Here is a 20,855-nt window from a genome sequence, read left to right as displayed (position 1 = left end):
GTTTATAAATTCTCATATTCTAGGAATACAATTTGGTCAATCCAACCCAAAACGTTAAAACATAAGTGTGAACTCGATGAAGCAAAATTCCGGACAGGTCAACGAAAAACTGCTGCAACTGCTGATGCAGGTCGCAGTAAATGATGAGCCTGTAACAGCGAAGACACTGAGTGATATGTTAGGGACGCCGATAAGCAGTCTTTACCGTCATCTTAAATTACTCAAAGAGTGGAACTTGATTGAGGAAAGTCCAAGTGACAAAACCTTGATCATTGGTCCGGCTGCATTGCTATTAATGCGCAGTTACGAAACCAGCCAACACGACTTGGACGCGGTTGATGCCGTTCTCAACCGCCTTCAAAAACAGACCGGTGAAATGGCTGCCTATATGGTGCCAGTGGGTTATCGTGCTTTGTGTGTTAGTCGCAAAGAAAGTATGCAAGCTCTACGTTGTAGCTATGTCCAAGGGCAGAGTCAGCCACTGCTGCGTGGTGCTTCATCGAAGGTGATGTTGGCGTTTATGCCAGCACAGCGACGTGAAAAGATCTTACGCTACTTTGGGGAAGCTCACCGTATTAACGAGTGGCAGCATGATTTGGATGCGATTCGTGCCCAAGGTTATGCATTCAGTACTTCGGAGATTGATCCCGGTGTATCAGGGATTAGTGCTCCTGTGATGAAAGGCTCTAAGTTAGTCGGCGCAATTTCCGTAATGGCACCTGCGCATCGAGTTCAACAAAATCAACAAAGGATCATTCTTCACGTTCTTCAAGCAGCAAGGGCTTTGCCCCCAGAAAGGTAATGCATATGTTCGGCCTATTTCGACGCAACAAAACTCACAGTGTTACTGGTGTTTCTTCTTTCTCGATGGTGTTGATGAGTGTTTCTCAATCAATCAAACCGATGAAAGCCGTTGAATTTGAAATGGCCGATCAAAGTCTGCAAGATGTGTTCGATTGGTTGGCGGAACAGAAAAACTATCGTTGGTTAAATGGCGGTCATTATATGCTGTCAGAACAAATGATAGGCCGCTATCAGTTGAACTTAAGCCGCTACTTGGGCTCGCACACTTTGCCGGTGGTATTTAGCAACTGCACCGAAGGGGTGCTTCATGCACTGCCATTGATCAATAAAAAAGGGACAGAGCTAGGTATTATTCATATTGGCAACCAGTTTGAAATCAAACCGACCCTAGAGCCTGAGTTAGGCTCTGCCTACCATTTTGCTTTGGCTCGCTTTAACGAACTACGCTTATTTTGCATGGGAATTGATAGCCATCGTCAAAATGAGAAGACTCTAGAGTATGCTGAAGATCTTGGATGTGATTGGATGACTCAAGCAGAGTGTCAGTTTAGTCATCGCTTTTTGATGAAGGAACAACTGGCGAGTTACTTGTCTCATTGTGATCAAGTGATCCTAAATATCGATCTTGCTTCGCTTTGTCCACCATCACTTGTTGGTACGGATCACTACCTAGATGTGCAGATGGTGAATCGAATCATTCGCCAATGCTTGGTTTCAGGCAAAGTGAAAATGGTACAACTCGTGGGTTGGAAGGATAAGCATATCTTTGCTAAATCGACTTTAGCGATTTTACATGAGCTGTCTGGTATGGTGCCGACAAGCGACAAAGTCGCCTAAGAGGTAGTAAAGACCACTTTTCCAATTACACAATGGAAATGACGTGGCTTAAGAGCAAGGATGGTTTTGTTTTTCAATCGGTTAAATACGCTCCCAGAAATACAAAAGCTGGCTAAATAGCCAGCTCATACGTTGTTGTAACTTACAATTTTACGATTTCGCTACCTGTTTATTGACTTCTTTCCAGTACTGGATGCGAATACGATGTAATTGTGCTTTTCTCATTTTTTTCATGATATTCCCTCACTAAAATCTTGCTTCCATATGAGCATGTGTGAATACAGTTCCTCATGAACTCTTTGAATGTAGCTGTGTTCTGTTTGTATAGCTAGGATTTTGATCACATTTTCGTGTCGAAATTCTGCTGTCTTTAACTCTTAATATGGCTGACATCTCACTATAATTTTTCTGACAGCAAAATGTAATAAAAGTGCCACTAAAATTAAATGTAAACAAAACATGCGTTTAACGTGCTAGTTGCCGCTATGATCTATTAAGCAGTTTTAATGCCAACTAAGTCAATTGCCACAGGCTAGATAGCGCGAGGCTTTAGGTGTGATGCGCTTCATGTTTAGGGCTCGAAATGTGATGAGTTTCTAAGGCTAAAAATCTGAACAAAAAAACAGCCTAGAGTGAAGTTTTTTCTGGCATAAATTTTGTGACCTTGTATCGCTTTTGTTATTCACTTGATTGACTAACCAAACATCGAGGCGTAAGTTGTAAGTATCTGTTCAATATTTGAGAGGTAACGCTATGTTAGTTTTAGCATTTCTAGCAGTCGCTATAGGCGTGTTTTTCGGCTCTTGGGTATGTCACCATGGTTTGCCTATGATGGGGCTTCATGTTGATACCAATGACGCTTTGCTTCTCTGTGAGGTAACAGGACAAGACGTGCTAGAAGCATAAATTGAGTGAGTGTGAAAAGAGAGCCGTTAGGCTCTTTTTCAGTTTATGGGCGTTTGAAAATCCATCGGCAAAAATTAGCGTGACAATATGTTTTCTATCTGATTAATGATTGTCGTAAAACGTAGGGGTCTGCGCGCCCGTTGCTTGGTAATCAAATAGAGTGTTTCGGCAACTTCTTGCTTGGCTTGATAAACCACAATCTTCTCTTTTTCTGGGAAGTTCTCTAATGCCCCTTGCGGCAACACAGTAAACCCGAGTCCTTTCGATACTGGCAATAAGATCTGGCTGAGCTGATTGACGTATCCTGTAATTGGGATTTGATCAAAGCGTAGATCTTGCAGCCACTCTTCATGGCAGTTTTCGCAATAAAGTGCCAAACAGTTTTCGGCATCAGGATGATTAATCATGCCCAACTGTTGCAGTTGATCAATACTGAGGTTGTCTGATGGGTGTGAGGCTGGCAGCATCAAGCAAAGGGGCTCAACACTCAGTTGTTGGCTGACTAAACGTTTGTCTGTAGGGATGCTAGTGACGATGCCAATGTCCGCTTCACCAGAGAGAACGTCTGCTAATACTTTACGTTTTGGCGCAGCCTCAACATGTGAAATAAGTGCAGGATGCTGGCATTGTAGTTCAAGCAGGTCAGGGTAGAGCAGCAAGGCTAACGAACCTGAACAAGCAATTTTAACCGTGCCTTTGTAAGGGGAGTCAGGCTCTAAGTTGGTGAGTAACTGCGTCTCACGTAGTTGCATTTCCCGTGCATAGTCATAAACGGCTTGCCCTTGGGTCGTGATATCAAAGCTTTTGTTATTACGCTCAATGAGTGGATAGCCGCATTCCGCCTCTAGCTTCTTTATGTGTTGGCTAACGCCCGGTTGAGTCATAAATAGCTTTTCTGCTGTACGCGTAAAATGACCTGTTTCAATCAAGGTAACAAATGTTTTGAGCCACAGAGGATTCAGCATCAGGTTACTTCCCAATCATATAGTGTTATGGCTAAATCATATACTTTATACTCAAGTAACCTCAAGATGCTTGGTTCAGCGAGAATGACTTGGTTTGTAGGCAAGGCAATGAGTTGAAGGTCTAGTGGTTCTAAACCAAAAATCGTTAACGATGCATACGAATCAAGTAAACTCGCCCTTCGGGAGCCAGTCACTGGCACTATTTCTACGTCAAACTACTTGAAAATAGATGGCTATTTCACGTCGCAGTTTTCCTTGAACTCGAACCAGTGACAGGGCTCTGAATCCTGCATCTTGAAGTCACTTGAGTATATAATTGAGACTAGTGAGTCATAAAAGCCCTATCCATCAATTGGTTGCAAATGCTGCAAAAGACGGTGGCATTACGCTGCAATCGTATCTTTGCTAATCTGCAATAGTTCTATCAACAACAGCCGGTCTAGAAAGGGTATGGGTGCGAAAAAAACGCTAAAAAAATTGAAGAAAAAAGTCGAGAAAAAGGTGCAGTCCAAGTCAATGCAGCAGCTTGGTGCTTTGACTTCGTCTACCCAAAATTTTAATCGTCCCCAGCAAAACTCATCATCACAATGGCAGGCAGAGTTTAAGCAAGTCTCTCAGCAAGCATTGGTTAATGTTGCCAGCGAGTTGGCAGCACCGCTCAATCCTCTTTTATCATGGTTTAATGATGGCAACGTAATACCGATGCCCCAGATGGGGAGGGCAACCTCTAGCACCAACAGTGAGATCAAAAAGAGCGCAGAGTTGCGCCCTAATATAAAGTCTATTGTTCATTTACCTTTAAAATCACCACCATGTAAGCGCTGTCCAGCCCTAAGTAATGGTGTTTGTAAATGTGCAGCTAAGAAGCTTCAAATGTCTGCCTAAATCACGCCCTGCTATCTTAACCCAAACTCATGATCACTCGGCTTACGGATGGGCCGACTAAACGCGAAAGTGCCATTCCAGCCATTCCTTTGGCAAAAGTCTTCGTTCCACTGATGACCGCATTTTCAACAAATGAAGGTTTTGGATTGCTACGCAACCAGCCATGACTTTCTAAGATTTCCAGTACGCTATCGGCATCGAGTTCATTTGGGTCAAAGGTGATCGCCACGGAACCTGCGTGATGTTTATGTTTAACTGCAACAATTGCGTCAATCTGCTCAAGTTGAGAAATCAACGCGATTACATCATTTTTATGCTCTTTAATATAGTCAGATCTAACTCTAACTCTTTGATTTGTTTTGTGAATGTAAGTGTTCATATAAACGCCAATGCAAACGATAACAATTGTTATTTGTATACAATAGCACGCGATATGACTTGGCGCAAAAAAATACCAATCCGTACGCAATGTAACCACATTTTTCGTGGGGTTTGATTTGCATTCCTATATATTTGAGTTATGAAACAACACGTAGATATGGCCTTAAAACTAAGAACGTGGGTTGTGATTGGCCATCACATTCCGGGGCGAGTTCGCCTGAAGTATAAAATGGGGATTGTCGCTCATTTGGCGAAATACAAACTTCAAGATATCGAACATGCTTTGGCTGCTATCCCTGCGTTCAAAAACTACAAACTCAACAGTGTCACAGGCAGTATTTTGATTGAGTACGATCCAGTCATTATTCAACCACAGCTCGTAGATAGGTTGTTTTCCGGATCCGATCAACAAGCAGAGCAAGCTTGTTACGCCATTGCTGAGAGTTTGAACTTAAATGGAGTTAACTCATGAGTGATAACAAGCAGCAGAGCTCGGCCAACGGTGAGCAAGCCTATGCTGCCTTTGAACAGAGTGAGCAAAGCACTCAACAACCGCCCTATGGTGGTTACTATGGTTACCCACCTCATTTTGCCCATCCCAATCAACCTCATCAGCCGATGGGTCACGCCCACTTCCCACCCCATATGGGGCATATGCCACCGCCTATGTGGCACCACCCAATGTGGATGCATCACCCGGCCTATTGCCACCCTTCTATGATGCCTCCGCCGAACTGGCATCCACACATGCATCCCGCCGCGCATCAGGCGATGCATCAGGGAATGCCACCACATATGCATCCAGGCATGCAGGGACAAGGTGAACCGCAAGAAGAAACAAATGACGCGTTATTTGAACAAGCTCAGGCAATGTTAGAAGGGGCCATGGGCGAAGACGCGGGAATGTTTAACGAGATTTTAGGGAGTTTAGGTATGAACGATAAAGAGTTTTGGAAAGGTGCCGTCGTTGGCGCAGCAACTGCGCTATTGCTCAGCAATGAAAATGTCCGCGGCAAACTGATGGGCTTAGTCTCGGGAGCGGGTGATATGCTCAAAACTGGCGGTTCTGCTGCTAAAGAGACCGCGACCAATACGGCACATAGTGTTAAAGAAAACGTCAATGCTGGTGGCGAGATCTTCCGAGACACTTACACCGCGGGTAAGCAAGGTTTCCAAGAATCGGTTGAGCGTCATAAAGAAGCGAAACAAGAGGAAGTTGCGCCTGATGTTGAAGCGGTAGCGCAAACAGATAGCGAAGCTGACTCAGATGTGAAGCCGGTATGAGTAACTCAAGTGACAAACTCAGCGCTGCCAGTCGTGCCATGATTATTGGTGCGATGGCAGGGGGCAGTGCGTCCGTAGTGAGCAATTGGCAACGTCATCAGCAAGGTGAACTGGCAACTAATGATATGGTTGCCCAAGCTTCAATTTCTGCAGTGAAGGCTGGTGTCGTCAGTGGCGCATCAACCTATGTTGCCGAAAAGATGGCGGGTCGCCCAGTGCTTTCTTTATTAACCATTTTAAGCGTTGGTGCCGCAGGTGTTTACCTGATGGATCAACTCTCGGAAGAGCCTAAAAATGAACAATAACAATCCTTACTACTATGGTTACCCATATTACGGCCATGCTGGTCAGCAAGGTAATCAAGAGCAACCGTACAAAAAGCAAAATAGTAAAACTCATTTTGCTATGGGGTTGGTTGCCGGCGCTGCGGTTGCTTACATCATAAGCAACAAAAAGTTCCAACAAGGCGTTGCTGCGACCGGTGAAAAAGCATGGTCGACAGTACGCGGTGAAGTTGAAGAGCTTAAAGAGCGCTTAGAAGATACTCAAGCAGAGCTAGAATACTACCGTAACTTGCACAAAAGTGAGGAGTGATTGGTTTGCAGATAAAGCATCACTTCCCTGGGCGAGTGCGCTTTAAAGTCCGTGAACTAAAAGCGCATCTTGATATTGGTGATTGGATTAAACAGAGTTTAATGGCAATCCAAGGTATTCGAGATGTGCGCGTTAACCAAGTTGCTTGCTCTATTGCCATTGAGTACGACACGAGCTTATTGAGCAGCAAAGTGCTTGAAGCTCGGCTTGAACAATTGGACTTTTCACAGGCGGAATCACAAGAGTCAGAACACCAATACACACGTGGTGATGTGGCGATGAATGTGATTGGGACGCTTGCGGCTGCGATGTTGCCAAATAAGTGGGGGGCGGTCACCACAGCAACACTGATTGCTCCCACTTTGGTGGAGGGGATCAATGAGCTGCGAGATAAACGCATTTCAGTCGAAGTATTGGATGCTATAGCAGTCGGCCTTTCGGCATGGCGTGGTGACTATCGCACGGCGATGATGACGCAAAGTCTGATCAGTCTTGGCGAGTATATGGAGCAAAAAACCAGCCGCAACAGTGATCAGTTGCTGGCTGAACTTATGCACCCCCAAGAGTCACTGGTTTGGCGTATTGCGCAAGATGGTAGTAAACAACAAGTTAACTCGAGTGATCTTCAGCCAAATGAGGTGATTGAGCTTGCTCCGGGTGACGCTATCCCTGTCGACGGTATCGTTATAGCCGGAACGGCACTTATCAATCAGTCCTCGCTGACTGGTGAGAATGTCCCAGTCAGACGTGAGTTAGATGCCTATGTCTATTCTGGCACTACCGTTCATGAAGGCACCATCAAAGTTCGAGTCGAGAAAATTGGCAGTGAAGCCACGACGGCGAAAATTGCCAAGCTGATTTATGACTCTTTAAGTGAAAAGAGTGAAATTCAGCAGGTGACGCAAGATATGGCGAATCGCCGAGTTAAGATCACACTTGGTATTGGGGCGGCTGTTTTTGCCTTAACTCAAGATCTTAACCGAGTTGCGTCAGTGTTTTTGGTCGATTACTCCTGCGCGCTGAAACTCAGTACACCGGTGACGTTTAAGTCGATCATGTACCGCGCTGCGCAACAAGGGATTCTGCTTAAAGGTGGCAGTGCGATTGAGAAGCTCGCTCGCGTCGATACTTGTGTGTTTGATAAAACTGGCACACTCACCTATGGCGATATGGAAGTAACGGATGTTATCCCACTTTGCCCTAAAAACAGTGCGCGAGATTTGCTCGCGATAGCGGCATCGGTGGAAGAGCATAGCAACCATCCCCTTTCACAAGCGGTGGTCAATGCGGCAACTAACCATCAATTGCCACATATTGAGCACGGTGAAGTGGAATATGTCATCGCACATGGACTGCGCAGTACACTGAAAGATCACTGCTTGGTGATGGGAAGCCGTCATTTCTTAGAAGAGCATGAGCAGGTGGATTTCAGTGAGGTTGAAGATGAAATTCGTCACTTTGAACAACTTGGTCGTCATCTTATCTTTATCTCTTCTGAGAAGAAGCTGATTGGTATGATTGGCTTGCGAGACCACCTTCGCGAAGATGTGCATCAGACACTTGCTGAACTTCGAGAGCTGGGTATTAGCCAGCTAGTGATGATCTCTGGTGACAGCACATACAAAGCGCAGATGCTCGGAGAAGAACTCCAACTTGACCGCGTGTTTGCTGAAGCCACACCGAAAAGCAAATCTGCCATTATTGAGGAACTGCAACAGCAGGGGCGCAATGTGATGTTTGTTGGTGATGGGGTTAATGATGCGCCAGCACTGACCAAGGCGGATGTAGGTATTGCGATGTGTCGCGGTACAGAGCTTGCGCGCCAAGCTGCGGATGTTGTGTTGTTGCAAGATAAGCTCGCTGGCGTATCACATACGGTGAGATTAGCCCACGTAGCAATGAAGATGATTCATCAGAACATCAAAGTCGCGGAGTATGTGAATAGCGGCATTATGTTGGCTGCGGCGCTAGGTATGCTAAGCCCTACAATGAGTGCACTCTTACACAATGGAACCACCTTAGCGATTCTTGGGCGGTCTGTCGCCATCAAGAACGATTGATAAGGACCCTCCAGTGATTAACCCAATGCCTGTATCTCGTGTGCAGGCATTTTTTCCTCGTCATATCTTCAGTTCTGTTTTTGCATCTTTTCTAATTTTAGCGACATTTTTCTCGAATTTGACAGCAAATTGATAATTCAAGCAGGTTTTATCGGCTAATATTCGCTTCATAGTTTGGCTACCCAGTCGGATACCCCTATCCATTGCGCCCAAACTTTGAACTTCCTGCTTGGTCATGGGCAGTGACAAACACACCGTCCCCACGTAAACCAATCGGATCTTGCAATTTTTACCCACATAAAGTGAGTTCTGGTTATGAAAAATCTGCTTTTGGCTAAACGAGGTGGTTTGGCATTGCTTGTTTTGCTGTTAGTGCTAATCGCTGTGATGACTCGATTCGTTGGTCATATTGATCTTCTAGCGGCAGTGAGTGACCAACAAGGTGCATTTTTTACCACGTTGACCCACTCGGCTGGCAGTCAAGGCTTTGTCGTGACTCTTGCGGTATTTTGTGTTGGTGTCATGACGCTTCGTCTCACCCCAAAACAACTTATATCGAAAGCGGCTCAGTTAGGGCTGTTACTTGTCATTGGCTTTGTGGCTAAAACCGGTCTTAAGCAGATGACAGAAAGCCCGAGACCTTACACAGAAACGCTGTCTCATGAACTCTTGGTGCCTAACCCAGAGCATTTCTATCACTTGTCAGCAGAGCAACAAGAGTCGGTGATTCACAAGGTTTCTGAGCATGTTAGTCACTGGCGAACTCAGCATTGGTTGGGAGAAACTGATTACTCTTTTCCTTCAGGACATACGATTTTTGTCGCTATTTGTGTCGCTTTCTTTGGTGGTCTATTTGTCGAACACAAACGTTATCTACTCACCGCTGGAGTAATGGTTTGGGCGTTAGGCGTCGCATATAGTCGACTGTGGTTGGGGATGCACCGTCCCATCGATTTGATGGCATCAGTGATGTTTGTTTTTATTGTTTATGCTCTTTTGCCGGATTTTGACGCAGTAGCGGGCAAGATAAATGGTTATTTGAATCTTAAAAATCGTTGCTCTGGATAGCTAACTTCCCCATATATCGATGGTTTGTCTGAATAAGTCCGATGTTGTAATCAATATCGGGCTTTTTTGTGGGGTGCCAACAGACACACATAGTCGTAATACCATCACCTCCCTCTATAACACGCCTTATTTTATCTAGATTCCTGATGTTATCATTATCAATGAAATGAGTATTTAATGTTTATGTGTTAAATGAAATGCTTCTAAATAGATGATAGTGTTAATAGTTGGGGTTATCTAAACTTCTTAAAATTCAATATAGTTACGATTGAAGTGAGTTAAACAAGGAAAAGTTATGAAGCGATTGGTGATATCTTCGGTGATCTCGTGTGTCAGCTTTAGTGTGTTGGCAGATGCAGACGCGGTTTTTTACAATGGTAAAATCTACACAGTCAACAAAGCTCAACCTTGGGCCGAAGCTTTTGCAATTAAAGATGGTAAGATCATCGAGGTTGGAGAGCTATCTTTGGTGAAAAAACACCAAGACTCTGAAACAAAGCTGATTGATCTGCAAGGTAAGATGGTGATGCCTGGCATTGTCGACGACCATATTCACCCTGATATGGGGGCCGATAATTACTTGAATATCTTTATTTCTCCTACGGACTCTTGGGAGCAGATAAGCAAGGTATTGCGGGATTATCGCGCCAATAATCCTGATAAACGTTGGATCTATGGCGGTAACCTAAATTGGCTAGCGGATAATGGCGAGTTTATCTCTGGCACTGAGATCCCCTCTCACAAATCTGCACTTGATGCGATTATCAATGACCGACCCGTCGCTTTGTGGGATCAGGGTGCCCATGCCATGCTGTTAAACTCGATGGCGTTAAAAGAGCTCAATATTACCAAAGATACTCAACCACCCGCTGGTGGCATTTTAGTAAAAGATGCACAGGGTGAGTTGACTGGTGTCGTGAGAGAAACCGTGTCTGAATGGGTAACCGCAGCTTTAGATAACCCACCACTCGAAGAGTGGGCGGAAAAAGGTATGAAGCCATTTTTCCAAGAGATGCATTCTTATGGTGTTACCGCTATGAACGATGCCTATGGTGTTAAGCGCAACTTCGATGCCTACCAATATCTGGAAAAGCAGGGTGATATGAATATGCGAATGCATGTTAGTATTTCATCACCGCTTAATGTTCCAGAGCAGGCGACGAAAGACGCTTTACAGCAGCTCATTGACAATAACCAGTCCTATGCCAGTGATAGAATCTATCCTTATGGTATCAAGTATATCTTAGACGGCTCAGCCGCTGGGCAAACCGCGGTGATGTTGGAACCATTTGTCGGTACAAAATACAAAGGGTCGCTGAGGATTCCTCAGCAAGATGTGATGGAGGAGATGCATCGCCTAGAGAAACAGGGCTTTGTATTTAAGGTTCATGCGATAGGGGATGGTGCGGTTAGCATGATGCTCGACAACTTATCTCAATTGCCTGTTAGAGACGATGGTCGTTATCATAGTATTGCTCATGGTACGTTTACGAACCCAAAAGATTATGCTCGTTTCCATAAACTGAATGTGGTTTATGAAGCTTCGCCAGCGTTATGGTTCCCTTCTGACGGTATGGATGTGATTCGCAAAGATATTGGTGAAAAACGACTTAAGTACATGTGGCCGATCCGTCAATTGCTCAATAAGGGTACGTTAATTTCATATGGCTCAGATTGGACAGTGGCGTTCTCACCGAATCCTTGGTTAGGTATTGAGGCAATGGTGACGCGAGAAAAACCGGGTGGGTCAAAGACTTCAGCGTTCGATTTTAGTGCGATTAAGTTAGATGAAGCAATTGAAATCTTTACGTTAAATGGAGCCAAGGCAATAGGTTTGGGTGATCAGCTTGGTTCGATCGAAACCGGTAAATTTGCTGATTTTATTGTGATTGATAAGAATATCTTTGATGAAAAGATTCGTTCTGTCCATCAAACAAAAGTATTGCAAACGTATTTTAATGGTGAGTTAGTCTATTCAGCAGAATAGTCGTAAATGCCATCTTTAGGGCTAGTGGTAGGCTAGCCCTTTTCATTTTTGAGCACTATTGATTTGTTTGTTGACGAAACAGTGCCCATTCTTCGTGGACTTCACCGTTTGGCAGTTGGCAGTAACCAACCCCACCTTGCTCGGTTTCTTTTATAATTGATCCTAACTGTCTAAAGTATTAATAGTATTTCCCCCGTTTATCAAAGTCGTTTGAATTCACTAGAAATAAAAGGTTCGGCATGATTGAAGCAAGAGGTTTCAAAGGGGAATGCAATGGCTTACTTAGCGCTTGCCATATTATCTGAGGTTGTCGCCACCACACTGTTGCCATTGACTCAGGCTTTTACTCGCCTAGCGCCTTCTGTTGGGTGTATTGCTGGCTATATTGCGGCCTTCTATTTCCTATCTTTGGCGACCGCTGCTGGAATGAATAGTGCGACGGCCTATGCGATTTGGTGTGGCGTAGGGATTGTTTTACTTGCATTGGTGCAGGCATTGATAGGCAACGTACCTAACGTTGCCACCGTCATTGGTATGCTATTGATTGTTACTGGGGTTACCGTGATTAACCTTGCGGGCTCAGTGAGCCATTAGCACTGATACGATAACAGCGCCTTAAGTGTGCGCTATGAGTGACGAGAGGCGATTTGGTTTGTTTACCGAACCACCAAGATAGCTCTCTTGACCACTACTCTTTCCAATCACTCCATGTGCGCCAACTTTCAATTAAGCGCGGGTCACCGTAGGTGCGAGCAAATTTTGGAAAACTTTGTGGGCAAGATACGCCGAGCGTTGCTTGACACCATTGATTGATTTTATAGTGGCTACTGTAGCCTTCGTGCATCATGGCGTCATAAGCTAAATGACATTTACGCCAAAAAGCGTGGTTGGTTTGCCCTTTGGTTGCTTCCCATGGAAATGAAGGTTGATCATCGACTTGCGCATAAATGGCTTCCCCCATCATATGGAGTAAACGGCTAATATTGTCTGCGCCGACGTCTTTGATGGTGAGGCTTTTGATGGCGTCAATATCATCACCGACTTTCTCCGCCACCTGATTGATAATAAAGTCCATATCTAAGTCGATACAGGCTTTATAGCCAAACCAGTCAAGCAGTTCTAAAATCGCGTAACGATAATCTTCTTTAGTGAACTTTTTCTCGCGTAATGCTTTGCGGTAACTGATCGAATTCTGGTTATTGCTGGAGAGATACGCTTGCAAGTTGGGGTAACTTTCGAGCGCGTTGATGTTACTTGCTAATAGTTCGAGCAGTTTGTTTTGATCGGTTAAAATATCGCCTAACTCAGCACGAGTGTTATTATCCAAAAGAGTTTCCTTCCATTTAGCCTATCGTCACTATGAGCCTACCATAATATGCAGTTAAGACCACGGGTTAGATCAACAAGGATGGTAAGGGAATGTGAGGGCAGGTGATATTGATAAAAGTGGTTCAAAGCATGACGCTGACAGGTCAAAGGTGCACACGTAAGGTGCACCTCAATACAGCAGCGAAAAGTAGCGTCAATCAATTCAGAGAGCGTATTGATTGGACATCATTGGTGCTTTTAGCGGCGTTTTGCCCACGTTCCCCAGCAGACAATACCCAAAACTTCAATTTCATCTTCAGTGATAGAGTGAATTGGATTTTTGGTGGTATCTTCACCGTACCATACGTGGATGGTGTCGGAGACTTTGACTAGCGTAAAGAAATCAGGTGTTGGGTTATTGCCGATACGAGCGAGCACGATATCGTCGTTGACCCAGTTTTTGTCTTGCAAGATAAGTGCAGCGCAATCCCAAGTATGAGAGATGCTGCCTTGAGCAGGGTAAACAACACCAAAGCAATCACCGAACTCTTTGTGGACAGGCATTTGCGTAACAATCGGCGCTTCGCCAGTTTCGATAAACTTTGCCACATCAGCTCGGCTGTATACGTTTACGGTAACAGCACCACTGGTCGACATTTTATTGATGGTCGCATCATCAGTGTACTTATCGCCAATACCGAATGCCAACCAGTGAGGTTGAACACCTAAGTAAGCAGCGATCTCGCTAATCTCTTCAATACTTGGGTAGGTTCTGTTGCTCGACTTCGATAGGTAACGGCCAACAGTGGCTTTTCCTTTATGGATACCAATAGCTAAGCTGGCGTTTGTTTCGCCTTTTTCTTTGAGCAACGCGATAATTCGATCTTGATAGTTCTCTTGCATTTACGATGTACTCGCTATTTGAATAATCTATTCGTCTTCATTTCACAAATGAAACAGACCTGAAGATAAATTACTTCTTTTGGTAGTTCAAGAACGAAAACTTAAGCTTGCGAATATTTATGAGGTAGCGAAAGCGTCTAAAATGGACTAGTTCAGTGCATCAGCACTCAAAATGAAGATGTTAACGTTTCGGTTTTTATTTGCAATGCTATGATTTTATTAGAGTTTTAACTTAAATTTCGCAGTTGGTAAAAGGCTGGAATGGTTACTAGGGTAGGCAATGCAGGGGAAATAGTGAGAAATTTGCTTACACAACCGTTAGAGCAAAAATGATAGCTGCCTCTAACAGTTGTGTTGGTTAAAGTCGGGGGCACTACGATTGAGACAGCTCAATCAGTAAGCTTTCGAGCTCAGCGAAGCTCTTTAAGCCGCCAAGCAAAACTTGCTTATTACCGTTGACGATGATGGTTGGAGTCGAGGTGATTTTGTACTGCTCAACCACTTGGTCAAAATAGGCCGTTTTCTGTTGCAATTCTTGACAGTCTTGACGGAATTTTTCTGAGTCGACGCCACATTCTTCCAGCATTAGTGCTAACTCTTCACGACTATTTGGTGTTGTACTCGGTTGAAAATGGATACTTGTGATCAGGCGCTGCACATAGTTCTCAGCATGACCTTGATCGCTTGCCGCGGCGATACTTGCTTGGATGTCCTTACCGAGTGGGCCAAAATCTACAGGGATATCATAAAATTTTAGCCCTACTTTCTCAGCCATCTTTTGTAGTGGTTTGTGCACAATGGCACATGGGCGACAGTACGGCGTGTAGAAGATCTTGACCTGTTTGTCTGGAGAGGCTTGGTGGTCTAATGTCACGTAGTGAACGTTTTCGGCGAACTGTGACGCCATGACTTTAGGCGCATGCTTTAAACTCACAGCAAAAAGTGCGAGTAGTAAAAAGAGATACGTAATGGAGGTTTGTTTAACAAGCTTACACATAGATTGATCGACCAATTGTTAAGGCTGATGCCTTTATAACTAAAAGAAAATCATCCTTGAGGTTTACTGTTGAATGTTAAAGTCACACTGACAGTCAACACGTGTTCGATGTAACGGCTGTTTACCATGCGAAAGAAGTGACTCGAAAATGGTTAGGCTCGTTTCATTACTGCTCTGAAATTTCTAAATGGTTTGCTCGATTGGCAGTAACTCGTGTTGATGCAAACTTAAAATGACTAAAAATCAAATTTATGTTCTAAAAACGAGTTTATTGTATCATGTTTGATGTTGGTGTCTAGTGTAGTTAGGATTTTGAATCATATTTATAACAATTCAGGCTTGTTGGGGTCGTAAAATGAGCTTGTGATGTGTAGATAAATGAGGGGTTAGGATTGGGCGTAGTGGAGAGTTAGCCCAATCCATCATTGTTTAAGCGCGTCGTTTGCCTAATTCCCTAAGATTTTGGATAACAACGAAGAACACTCCGGCGAAGATACAGCCGATAAACGTCGCGGTGACAATACCGCCAAAAGAGGCGAAACCAAGCGCTTTTTGTCCGCCATTACCAACACCATCTGCCAGCATTAATGGGATAACACCAACGGCAAAGCTGAATGCGGTCATAAAGACAGCTCGCGCACGCTGACGCATCGCTTCGATAGCGGCATCACGAATCGATAGACCCTGCTTTTCTCGTAGTGACTTCGCAAACTCGACGATCAAAATGGCATTTCTTACTGTCATACCAATGAGAAGTACGGCACTTAACTGCGTGAGGATATTGATATCGCCACCAAGCCAGAGCACGCCACCCACAATGCCAGTTACCGCGGTTGGAACCGTGAGCATAATAACGGTAGGGATCAGCCACGACTCATATTGAGCCACCAGAACCAAGAAACAGATCACCAATGCCAAAGAGAACACGATAATCGCTTGGTTGCCCGCTTTAATCTCTTCCAACGCGGTGCCAGTAAATTCAATACTGATACCCTCGGGTAAGTCGAGTTGTTGGAGGAAGTTAATGGCATCGCCGCTGGATTGAGAGGGCATCACGTCGATGGCGACTGATTGAGTCGCGTTAAAGCGATCTAAGAATGAAGGTACGGTGATTTCTTCCATCGTGAGCACTTTGGTTGCTGGGATCAAACGACCATTCGCTTGCACTAGATTGAGCTTAGAGAGTGCATGTTTATCTTTGGTAAACTTAGGGTCGTTTTGCAGCATTACTTTGTAGTTACGTCCGCCAAGGTTGAATGTATTGATGTACATTCCCCCCATAAACGCCTGCAATCCACTGACTACATTGGCGTAATCCGCCCCATAGCTATCTAAGCCAACACGATTTAAGTGCAGCTTCAATGATGGCTTGTCGACATTAAACTGAGTGTATGCGCTACTCACACTGTCATCATTGTTGATATCAACCAGCAGTTCGTTGACGAGATTAGCTAACTCAGTTGGGGTTCTTGACAGTGAGTCTGTAATCGTAAAGCTAACGCCGTTTACTGTACCTAACTCGGGAATGACTGGCGGCTTAAATGCGAAGCCGTAAAGCCCCTGTTGCTTGGCAAGCAACTCATTAATTGCTTCGGCAAGTTCTGCATCTGAAACACTTCGCTCCGTCATCGGAGGCATGGTTGCCACCATCATTAATGAGTTCATTTCTGGTGAGCTTGTCAGTAGGTTGAAGCCACTTGCTCCAATGACATTGCTTACCCCTTCAAGTTGCATTATCTCGTCGCTTAACGCTTGGAATGCGTTATCTGTGACAGGAAGTGATGTGCCAGGAGGGAAAGAGCCAATCACAAAAACAGCGTTTGTATCTTCCTCAGGTAGCATGCCACTGCTTAGTTGTTCACTTTGCTGGTAGGTTATAAACAACAGGCCGCCTAGCAGCAAAATAGAACATAGTGGGAATCGAACCGCCCCTCTAGTTAACGATGTAAAACCGCTAATTTTAAATGAAATCAGTTTTTCAATTGAACGCGCCAGGATGCCTTTTTGCTCACGTTTCATCAGTAGAGCACAAAGCGCAGGGGTTAATGTTAGTGCCACAAAAGTACTTACCAGCACCGATGAACACAATACAATACCAAATTGACCAAAAATGATACCGGTCATGCCATTCATAAAGATTGTTGGTGCGAACACGGCTAGCAGGACTAAAGCACTGGCAATAATGGGTGAGACGACAGTCTTGCCGGCTTCAATGATCGCCTGTTCAACAGTGATATCAGGGTTGTTATGCAGTGTCGCTTCTGTATTTTCGATAACAATAATCGCAGCATCTACAACAATACCAATTGCCATAACGAGACCAAACATCGAAATGATATTGATGTCGATATTGCATGCCTGCATCAAGGCGAACGTACCAATCAATGAGACAGGTATAGCGGAAATTGAAATGATGGTTAGGCGGATAGATTGCATAAAGAGCCATGTTACCAAGGAGACAATAATGACCGCTAAAACTAGTGTTTCTAAAACGGTATCAATCGCTCCTGAAACAAACTCAGTGGTGTCATATACTGCTTCAATCTCAAATGGAGTGTTAAGGCTTGAGATCAGCTCTTTGATGCTACTGCCTACAGCCATGGCGTTGGCGTCTGGTGTGCGATAGACAAAGATCAGTGAACCAACACCACTGTCTACGTAGGCATTGGCGACGTAGCTTTCACTGCCCAACTCGACTCGCGCAATGTCTTTTAGAAAAACGGTTTTAGACAAGGATGCATTGCGGATTACGATGTTTTCAAACGCTGTTTTTTCTTCTAGACCACCATCAACAGAGAGCGAGTATTCCAGTTGATCACCGACAACTCGACCTGCACCGGCAATTTTGTTTTGTGCAGAGATGGCGTAGCCAACATCTTCTATATTGACTTTGTACTTAGCCATTTTCACCGGATCGGTCCAGACGCGCATGGCGTATTTTTTTTCGCCGATGATTTGGACTTTGGATACACCACTCACTCGCTGCAAGGCTTCTTTAAGGAGACCACCTGAGAATGCGTTGATCTCAAGTTCACTCGCATCGCCGCTTTTATCGGTGACCGCTAATGCCATGACCATACCACTGGTAAACTTCTCTACGGTCACACCATTGCTTACCACTGAGCTAGGCAGTTCGGGCATTGCTAAATCGACGCGGTTTTTTACCAGAGTAGCGGCGCGGTCAGGGTCAACTTGGTTGTTGAACACCACTTGGAGATAATATGAGCCATCCGAGTTACTGGTACTCTTCATATACTCCATACCCGGGGTGCCGTTAACACGTTGTTCGATAACTGGAGCAACGGATTTTGCCACTACCTCGGCACTGGCACCGTCCATCCAAGTATAAACTTCAATCGTGACGGGAGAGACATCGGGGTATCGTCCCATTGGAGATTGCAATGCTGCCAGTGCACCAATCATAGTGATTAGTGTGCTGAGCACGATTGCAAACTTGGGGCGTTTTACAAAAAACTCAAACATATCATTTTTACCTTAGGCCACTTTGGCAGTTATGAGCCTTAGCACTGCTTAGTTGGACCGGAGTTGTTTCACATCACCTTGGTACTGATGAGTACTTGGCGAACGCTTAGTTTCACAAAGAGTCTTAATGAAGGCGGTTATATTCTTATTGTGTTATTAATGAGTCTTAATTTTCTGTATTGAATCATATATGAATCCACAATTCTACTTTTGGTCATGAATTTTGCTGTTGGAAATGATCTGGATCTATATTTGATTTAATGTGAGTTTTTTTGATTAAATTTTGACACAAAAGAACGATAACTGTTCATAAGTGGTAGCGTCGGTTCGCAACATTGAGTCTTGTCTGGGTGTTTGTTATGAAGTGGTCAGCTTTTAGAGAACGCAATATGTCCTGTGAAAGGGGGAGAGTTCGTGCTACCAAATTTGAAACTTTTGACCTGACGCCACGCTGAAGGGACTTTTGTCCTCCTATTTGGATTTTCCGGGCGGTATGCTTTACCTATGAGTTATCAATACAACTAATGAGATACGCTGGTCGCTGCTATGCTCCCCCCAAACTTTGTTTTAACAAACGAAGCTAATGCATAGCTCAGGCGAAACTGTAGCGTGATCAACTAAGGTTACCCCTATGAACGTACTTGTTATCAATGGTCATCCTGACTTGGACAAATCATTTGCCAATGCCGAGATCATCAAGCTTTTACAGCAAAGCACTGATTGGACTATTGCTCATACTGCTGACTTTTCCGGAGATATTGCCGCTGAACAGCAACGCTTGTTAGCCGCTGATCTTGTCGTGGTTCAGTTTCCACTTTACTGGAGCACGTTTCCTGCGGTTATGAAGGAATGGATTGATCAGGTTTTCACTTATGGGTTTGCTTTTGGTCCAGATGGAAGCCAGCTAAAAGGCAAAAAAATGTTGTTTTCAATTACCGCTGGAGCAACAGCAGAGTCGTACTCTGAAACAGGCTTCAACTTTATGCCATTAGAAAACTACCAACGCTGCTTTGAACATGCGTTTAAAGCCGCAGAGATGGATATTGTCGATACCATCGTCACATTTGAGATGAACGCCATCCCAGAGGAGGGCGGTGACGCCGAGAAAACCATCGCACTGGCTCATCAACACACCGAGCAAATCATCGCTGCAGTAGAAAACGCACAAATCGGATAAATTACTATGTTGCAATCATTAATTGGTATCGCCGTACTTCTCGGCGTGGGCTTCCTATGCTCTGAAAACAGAAGTCTAATTAGTTGGCGTGCTGTCGCTGGGGCATTTGCTATCATCTTAGTTGTCGCCGGTTTTGTATTGGCGACAGACATTGGCGCAGGTGTGCTGCTTGCCGTTTCCAATGGCGTTGGCAAGGTGTTTAGCTATGGTGCTGAAGGGATCAAGTTTGCTTTTGGTAGCCTAGTGAACTTCAGTGTTGACGGCATTGGCTTTATTTGGGCGCTGCAAGTATTGCCACAGATTATCTTTACCGCATCACTGACATCATTACTTTACTACCTAGGCATTATGCAGTGGTTTGTCCGTATTATTGGTGGCGGGTTGCAACGTGTTTTGGGTACATCTCGTGCTGAGTCTATGAATGCTGCTGGCAACATTGTACTTGGTCAAACTGAAGCGCCATTGCTTGTTAAGCCGTACCATCGTGTTCTTACTCGCGCGCAGATTTTTGCCATTATGGTCGGTGGCCTATCGTCTATCGCTGGTTCCATTCTAGCGGGGCTTGCTGGTATGGGGGTTGATCTTAACTACCTGATTATGGCGTGCTTTATGTCTGCGCCTGCTGGACTGATGTTTGCCAAACTGATCATTCCTGAGACGGAAGAGACGATTGATGAAGTGCCAGAGTTACCGGACAACGAAAAACCAACCAGTTTCATTGATGCGGTCGCAAAAGGTGCGATTGCTGGTACGTCTATTGCGGCGATTGTGGGCGCGGTTATTATCTCATGTATTGGTTTGATGGCTTTGCTTAATGGTGGCTTAGGTGCAATCGGTGAGTTCTTTGGTTTTGCTGGTTTAACGGTTGATGTGATCCTTGGCTTCTTCTTCTCGCCTGTTGCTTGGCTGATTGGTGTGCCTTGGGAAGAAGCAATGTCTGCGGGTTCGTTCCTTGGTCAGAAAATTGCGCTAAATGAGTTTGTTGCCTTTGCTAGCATGGGCTCGGTTGAACTGAGTGCTCGTACTACTGCGATTATGACGATTGCACTGTGTGGTTTTGCCAACATTGGTTCGGTGGCAATGGTGTGTGGCGCGTTAAGTAGCATGATCCCTGAGCGAGCAGGTTTGATTGGTAAGCTAGGTATGAAAGTTCTTTTGGCTGCAACGCTCGCGAACTTGATGAACGCAGCGATTGTCGGTCTATTTGTTTAATTGA

At 44.7% G+C, this 20,855-nt stretch carries 21 protein-coding genes; 14 read left to right on the top strand and 7 right to left on the bottom strand.

Features of this window, described 5'->3' with window-relative positions; translation table 11 throughout:
- The first annotated feature begins 76 nt into the window (after positions 1 to 76).
- The 3 genes from GZK95_RS21670 to GZK95_RS22170 all read left to right on the top strand — a co-directional run bounded on the left by GZK95_RS21670 (position 77) and on the right by GZK95_RS22170 (position 2,547).
- The gene (locus GZK95_RS21670) at positions 77 to 802 is read left to right on the top strand and encodes an IclR family transcriptional regulator (protein WP_075705748.1); all 726 of its coding nucleotides are present in this window, start codon (positions 77 to 79) and stop codon (positions 800 to 802) included.
- A 5-nt stretch (positions 803 to 807) separates the two neighbouring features.
- Positions 808 to 1,641 carry an arginase family protein gene (locus GZK95_RS21665; protein WP_075705747.1) on the top strand — a complete coding sequence of 278 codons (834 nt, stop codon included), beginning with the start codon at positions 808 to 810 and terminating at the stop codon, positions 1,639 to 1,641.
- A gap of 753 nt (positions 1,642 to 2,394) precedes the next feature.
- On the top strand, positions 2,395 to 2,547 hold the full coding sequence (locus tag GZK95_RS22170) for a hypothetical protein (protein WP_167369906.1): 153 nt from the start codon (positions 2,395 to 2,397) through the stop codon (positions 2,545 to 2,547).
- Between the two features lie 74 nt (positions 2,548 to 2,621).
- Here the strand turns inward: GZK95_RS22170 and GZK95_RS21660 are convergent, their stop codons facing one another.
- Positions 2,622 to 3,512 (bottom strand): LysR family transcriptional regulator, encoded by an 891-nt coding sequence (locus tag GZK95_RS21660; RefSeq protein ID WP_075705746.1) that lies wholly within the window; start codon positions 3,510 to 3,512, stop codon positions 2,622 to 2,624.
- A 450-nt stretch (positions 3,513 to 3,962) separates the two neighbouring features.
- Between GZK95_RS21660 and GZK95_RS21655 the strand changes: the two genes are divergently transcribed.
- Positions 3,963 to 4,397, top strand: a complete 435-nt coding sequence (locus GZK95_RS21655) for a hypothetical protein (protein ID WP_075715461.1) — start codon at positions 3,963 to 3,965, stop codon at positions 4,395 to 4,397.
- A gap of 16 nt (positions 4,398 to 4,413) precedes the next feature.
- On the opposite strand, the gene GZK95_RS21650 is transcribed toward GZK95_RS21655, so the two are convergent.
- Complete coding sequence (locus GZK95_RS21650; protein ID WP_225623965.1) at positions 4,414 to 4,776, bottom strand: HMA2 domain-containing protein; 363 nt, start codon at positions 4,774 to 4,776, stop codon at positions 4,414 to 4,416.
- 141 nt (positions 4,777 to 4,917) lie between these two features.
- On the opposite strand from GZK95_RS21650, the gene GZK95_RS21645 reads away from it, so the two are divergent.
- The 7 genes from GZK95_RS21645 to GZK95_RS21615 all read left to right on the top strand — a co-directional run bounded on the left by GZK95_RS21645 (position 4,918) and on the right by GZK95_RS21615 (position 11,771).
- Complete coding sequence (locus tag GZK95_RS21645; RefSeq protein ID WP_171972113.1) at positions 4,918 to 5,250, top strand: HMA2 domain-containing protein; 333 nt, start codon at positions 4,918 to 4,920, stop codon at positions 5,248 to 5,250.
- Positions 5,247 to 6,062 carry a hypothetical protein gene (locus GZK95_RS22355; protein WP_083626256.1) on the top strand — a complete coding sequence of 272 codons (816 nt, stop codon included), beginning with the start codon at positions 5,247 to 5,249 and terminating at the stop codon, positions 6,060 to 6,062. Before GZK95_RS21645 ends, GZK95_RS22355 begins: the two co-directional genes overlap by 4 nt.
- Complete coding sequence (locus tag GZK95_RS21635; RefSeq protein ID WP_075715460.1) at positions 6,059 to 6,367, top strand: magnetosome protein MamC; 309 nt, start codon at positions 6,059 to 6,061, stop codon at positions 6,365 to 6,367. Before GZK95_RS22355 ends, GZK95_RS21635 begins: the two co-directional genes overlap by 4 nt.
- Complete coding sequence (locus GZK95_RS21630; protein WP_075715459.1) at positions 6,357 to 6,656, top strand: hypothetical protein; 300 nt, start codon at positions 6,357 to 6,359, stop codon at positions 6,654 to 6,656. Before GZK95_RS21635 ends, GZK95_RS21630 begins: the two co-directional genes overlap by 11 nt.
- A complete protein-coding gene (locus tag GZK95_RS21625) occupies positions 6,653 to 8,716 on the top strand; it encodes a heavy metal translocating P-type ATPase (RefSeq protein ID WP_075715458.1) in 2,064 nt (687 codons plus the stop codon). Before GZK95_RS21630 ends, GZK95_RS21625 begins: the two co-directional genes overlap by 4 nt.
- A 315-nt stretch (positions 8,717 to 9,031) precedes the next feature.
- Complete coding sequence (locus GZK95_RS21620; RefSeq protein ID WP_075715457.1) at positions 9,032 to 9,784, top strand: phosphatase PAP2 family protein; 753 nt, start codon at positions 9,032 to 9,034, stop codon at positions 9,782 to 9,784.
- Between the two features lie 295 nt (positions 9,785 to 10,079).
- Entirely contained in the window at positions 10,080 to 11,771 is a 1,692-nt protein-coding gene (locus tag GZK95_RS21615; RefSeq protein ID WP_075715456.1) for an amidohydrolase, read from the top strand.
- A gap of 55 nt (positions 11,772 to 11,826) precedes the next feature.
- Here the strand turns inward: GZK95_RS21615 and GZK95_RS22535 are convergent, their stop codons facing one another.
- A complete protein-coding gene (locus tag GZK95_RS22535) occupies positions 11,827 to 11,925 on the bottom strand; it encodes a DUF333 domain-containing protein (protein WP_225623975.1) in 99 nt (32 codons plus the stop codon).
- Positions 11,926 to 12,044: 119 nt separating this feature from the next.
- Here GZK95_RS22535 and GZK95_RS21605 point away from each other — a divergent pair, with 119 nt between their 5' ends.
- Entirely contained in the window at positions 12,045 to 12,365 is a 321-nt protein-coding gene (locus tag GZK95_RS21605) for an SMR family transporter (RefSeq protein WP_075712849.1), read from the top strand.
- 94 nt (positions 12,366 to 12,459) lie between these two features.
- Here GZK95_RS21605 and GZK95_RS21600 read toward each other — a convergent pair whose 3' ends face one another.
- From GZK95_RS21600 to GZK95_RS21585, 4 genes are all read right to left on the bottom strand, one after another.
- Entirely contained in the window at positions 12,460 to 13,098 is a 639-nt protein-coding gene (locus tag GZK95_RS21600) for a hypothetical protein (RefSeq protein WP_075712851.1), read from the bottom strand.
- A gap of 239 nt (positions 13,099 to 13,337) precedes the next feature.
- Entirely contained in the window at positions 13,338 to 13,982 is a 645-nt protein-coding gene (locus GZK95_RS21595; RefSeq protein ID WP_075705735.1) for a helix-turn-helix domain-containing protein, read from the bottom strand.
- Between the two features lie 373 nt (positions 13,983 to 14,355).
- The gene (locus GZK95_RS21590) at positions 14,356 to 14,979 is read right to left on the bottom strand and encodes a DsbA family protein (RefSeq protein WP_075712853.1); all 624 of its coding nucleotides are present in this window, start codon (positions 14,977 to 14,979) and stop codon (positions 14,356 to 14,358) included.
- 429 nt (positions 14,980 to 15,408) lie between these two features.
- Positions 15,409 to 18,462, bottom strand: coding sequence for an efflux RND transporter permease subunit (locus GZK95_RS21585; RefSeq protein WP_075712855.1), 3,054 nt, complete (start codon positions 18,460 to 18,462; stop codon positions 15,409 to 15,411).
- 631 nt (positions 18,463 to 19,093) lie between these two features.
- On the opposite strand from GZK95_RS21585, the gene GZK95_RS21580 reads away from it, so the two are divergent.
- The gene (locus tag GZK95_RS21580) at positions 19,094 to 19,639 is read left to right on the top strand and encodes an NAD(P)H-dependent oxidoreductase (protein ID WP_075712857.1); all 546 of its coding nucleotides are present in this window, start codon (positions 19,094 to 19,096) and stop codon (positions 19,637 to 19,639) included.
- A 6-nt stretch (positions 19,640 to 19,645) separates the two neighbouring features.
- Complete coding sequence (locus GZK95_RS21575) at positions 19,646 to 20,851, top strand: NupC/NupG family nucleoside CNT transporter (RefSeq protein ID WP_075705731.1); 1,206 nt, start codon at positions 19,646 to 19,648, stop codon at positions 20,849 to 20,851.
- Positions 20,852 to 20,855 lie beyond the last annotated feature (4 nt).

Origin of the sequence: Vibrio panuliri (assembly GCF_009938205.1) — a bacterium.
In the GTDB taxonomy this organism is placed as follows: domain Bacteria; phylum Pseudomonadota; class Gammaproteobacteria; order Enterobacterales; family Vibrionaceae; genus Vibrio; species Vibrio panuliri.
This window is presented reverse-complemented; position numbering and strand designations above follow the sequence as displayed.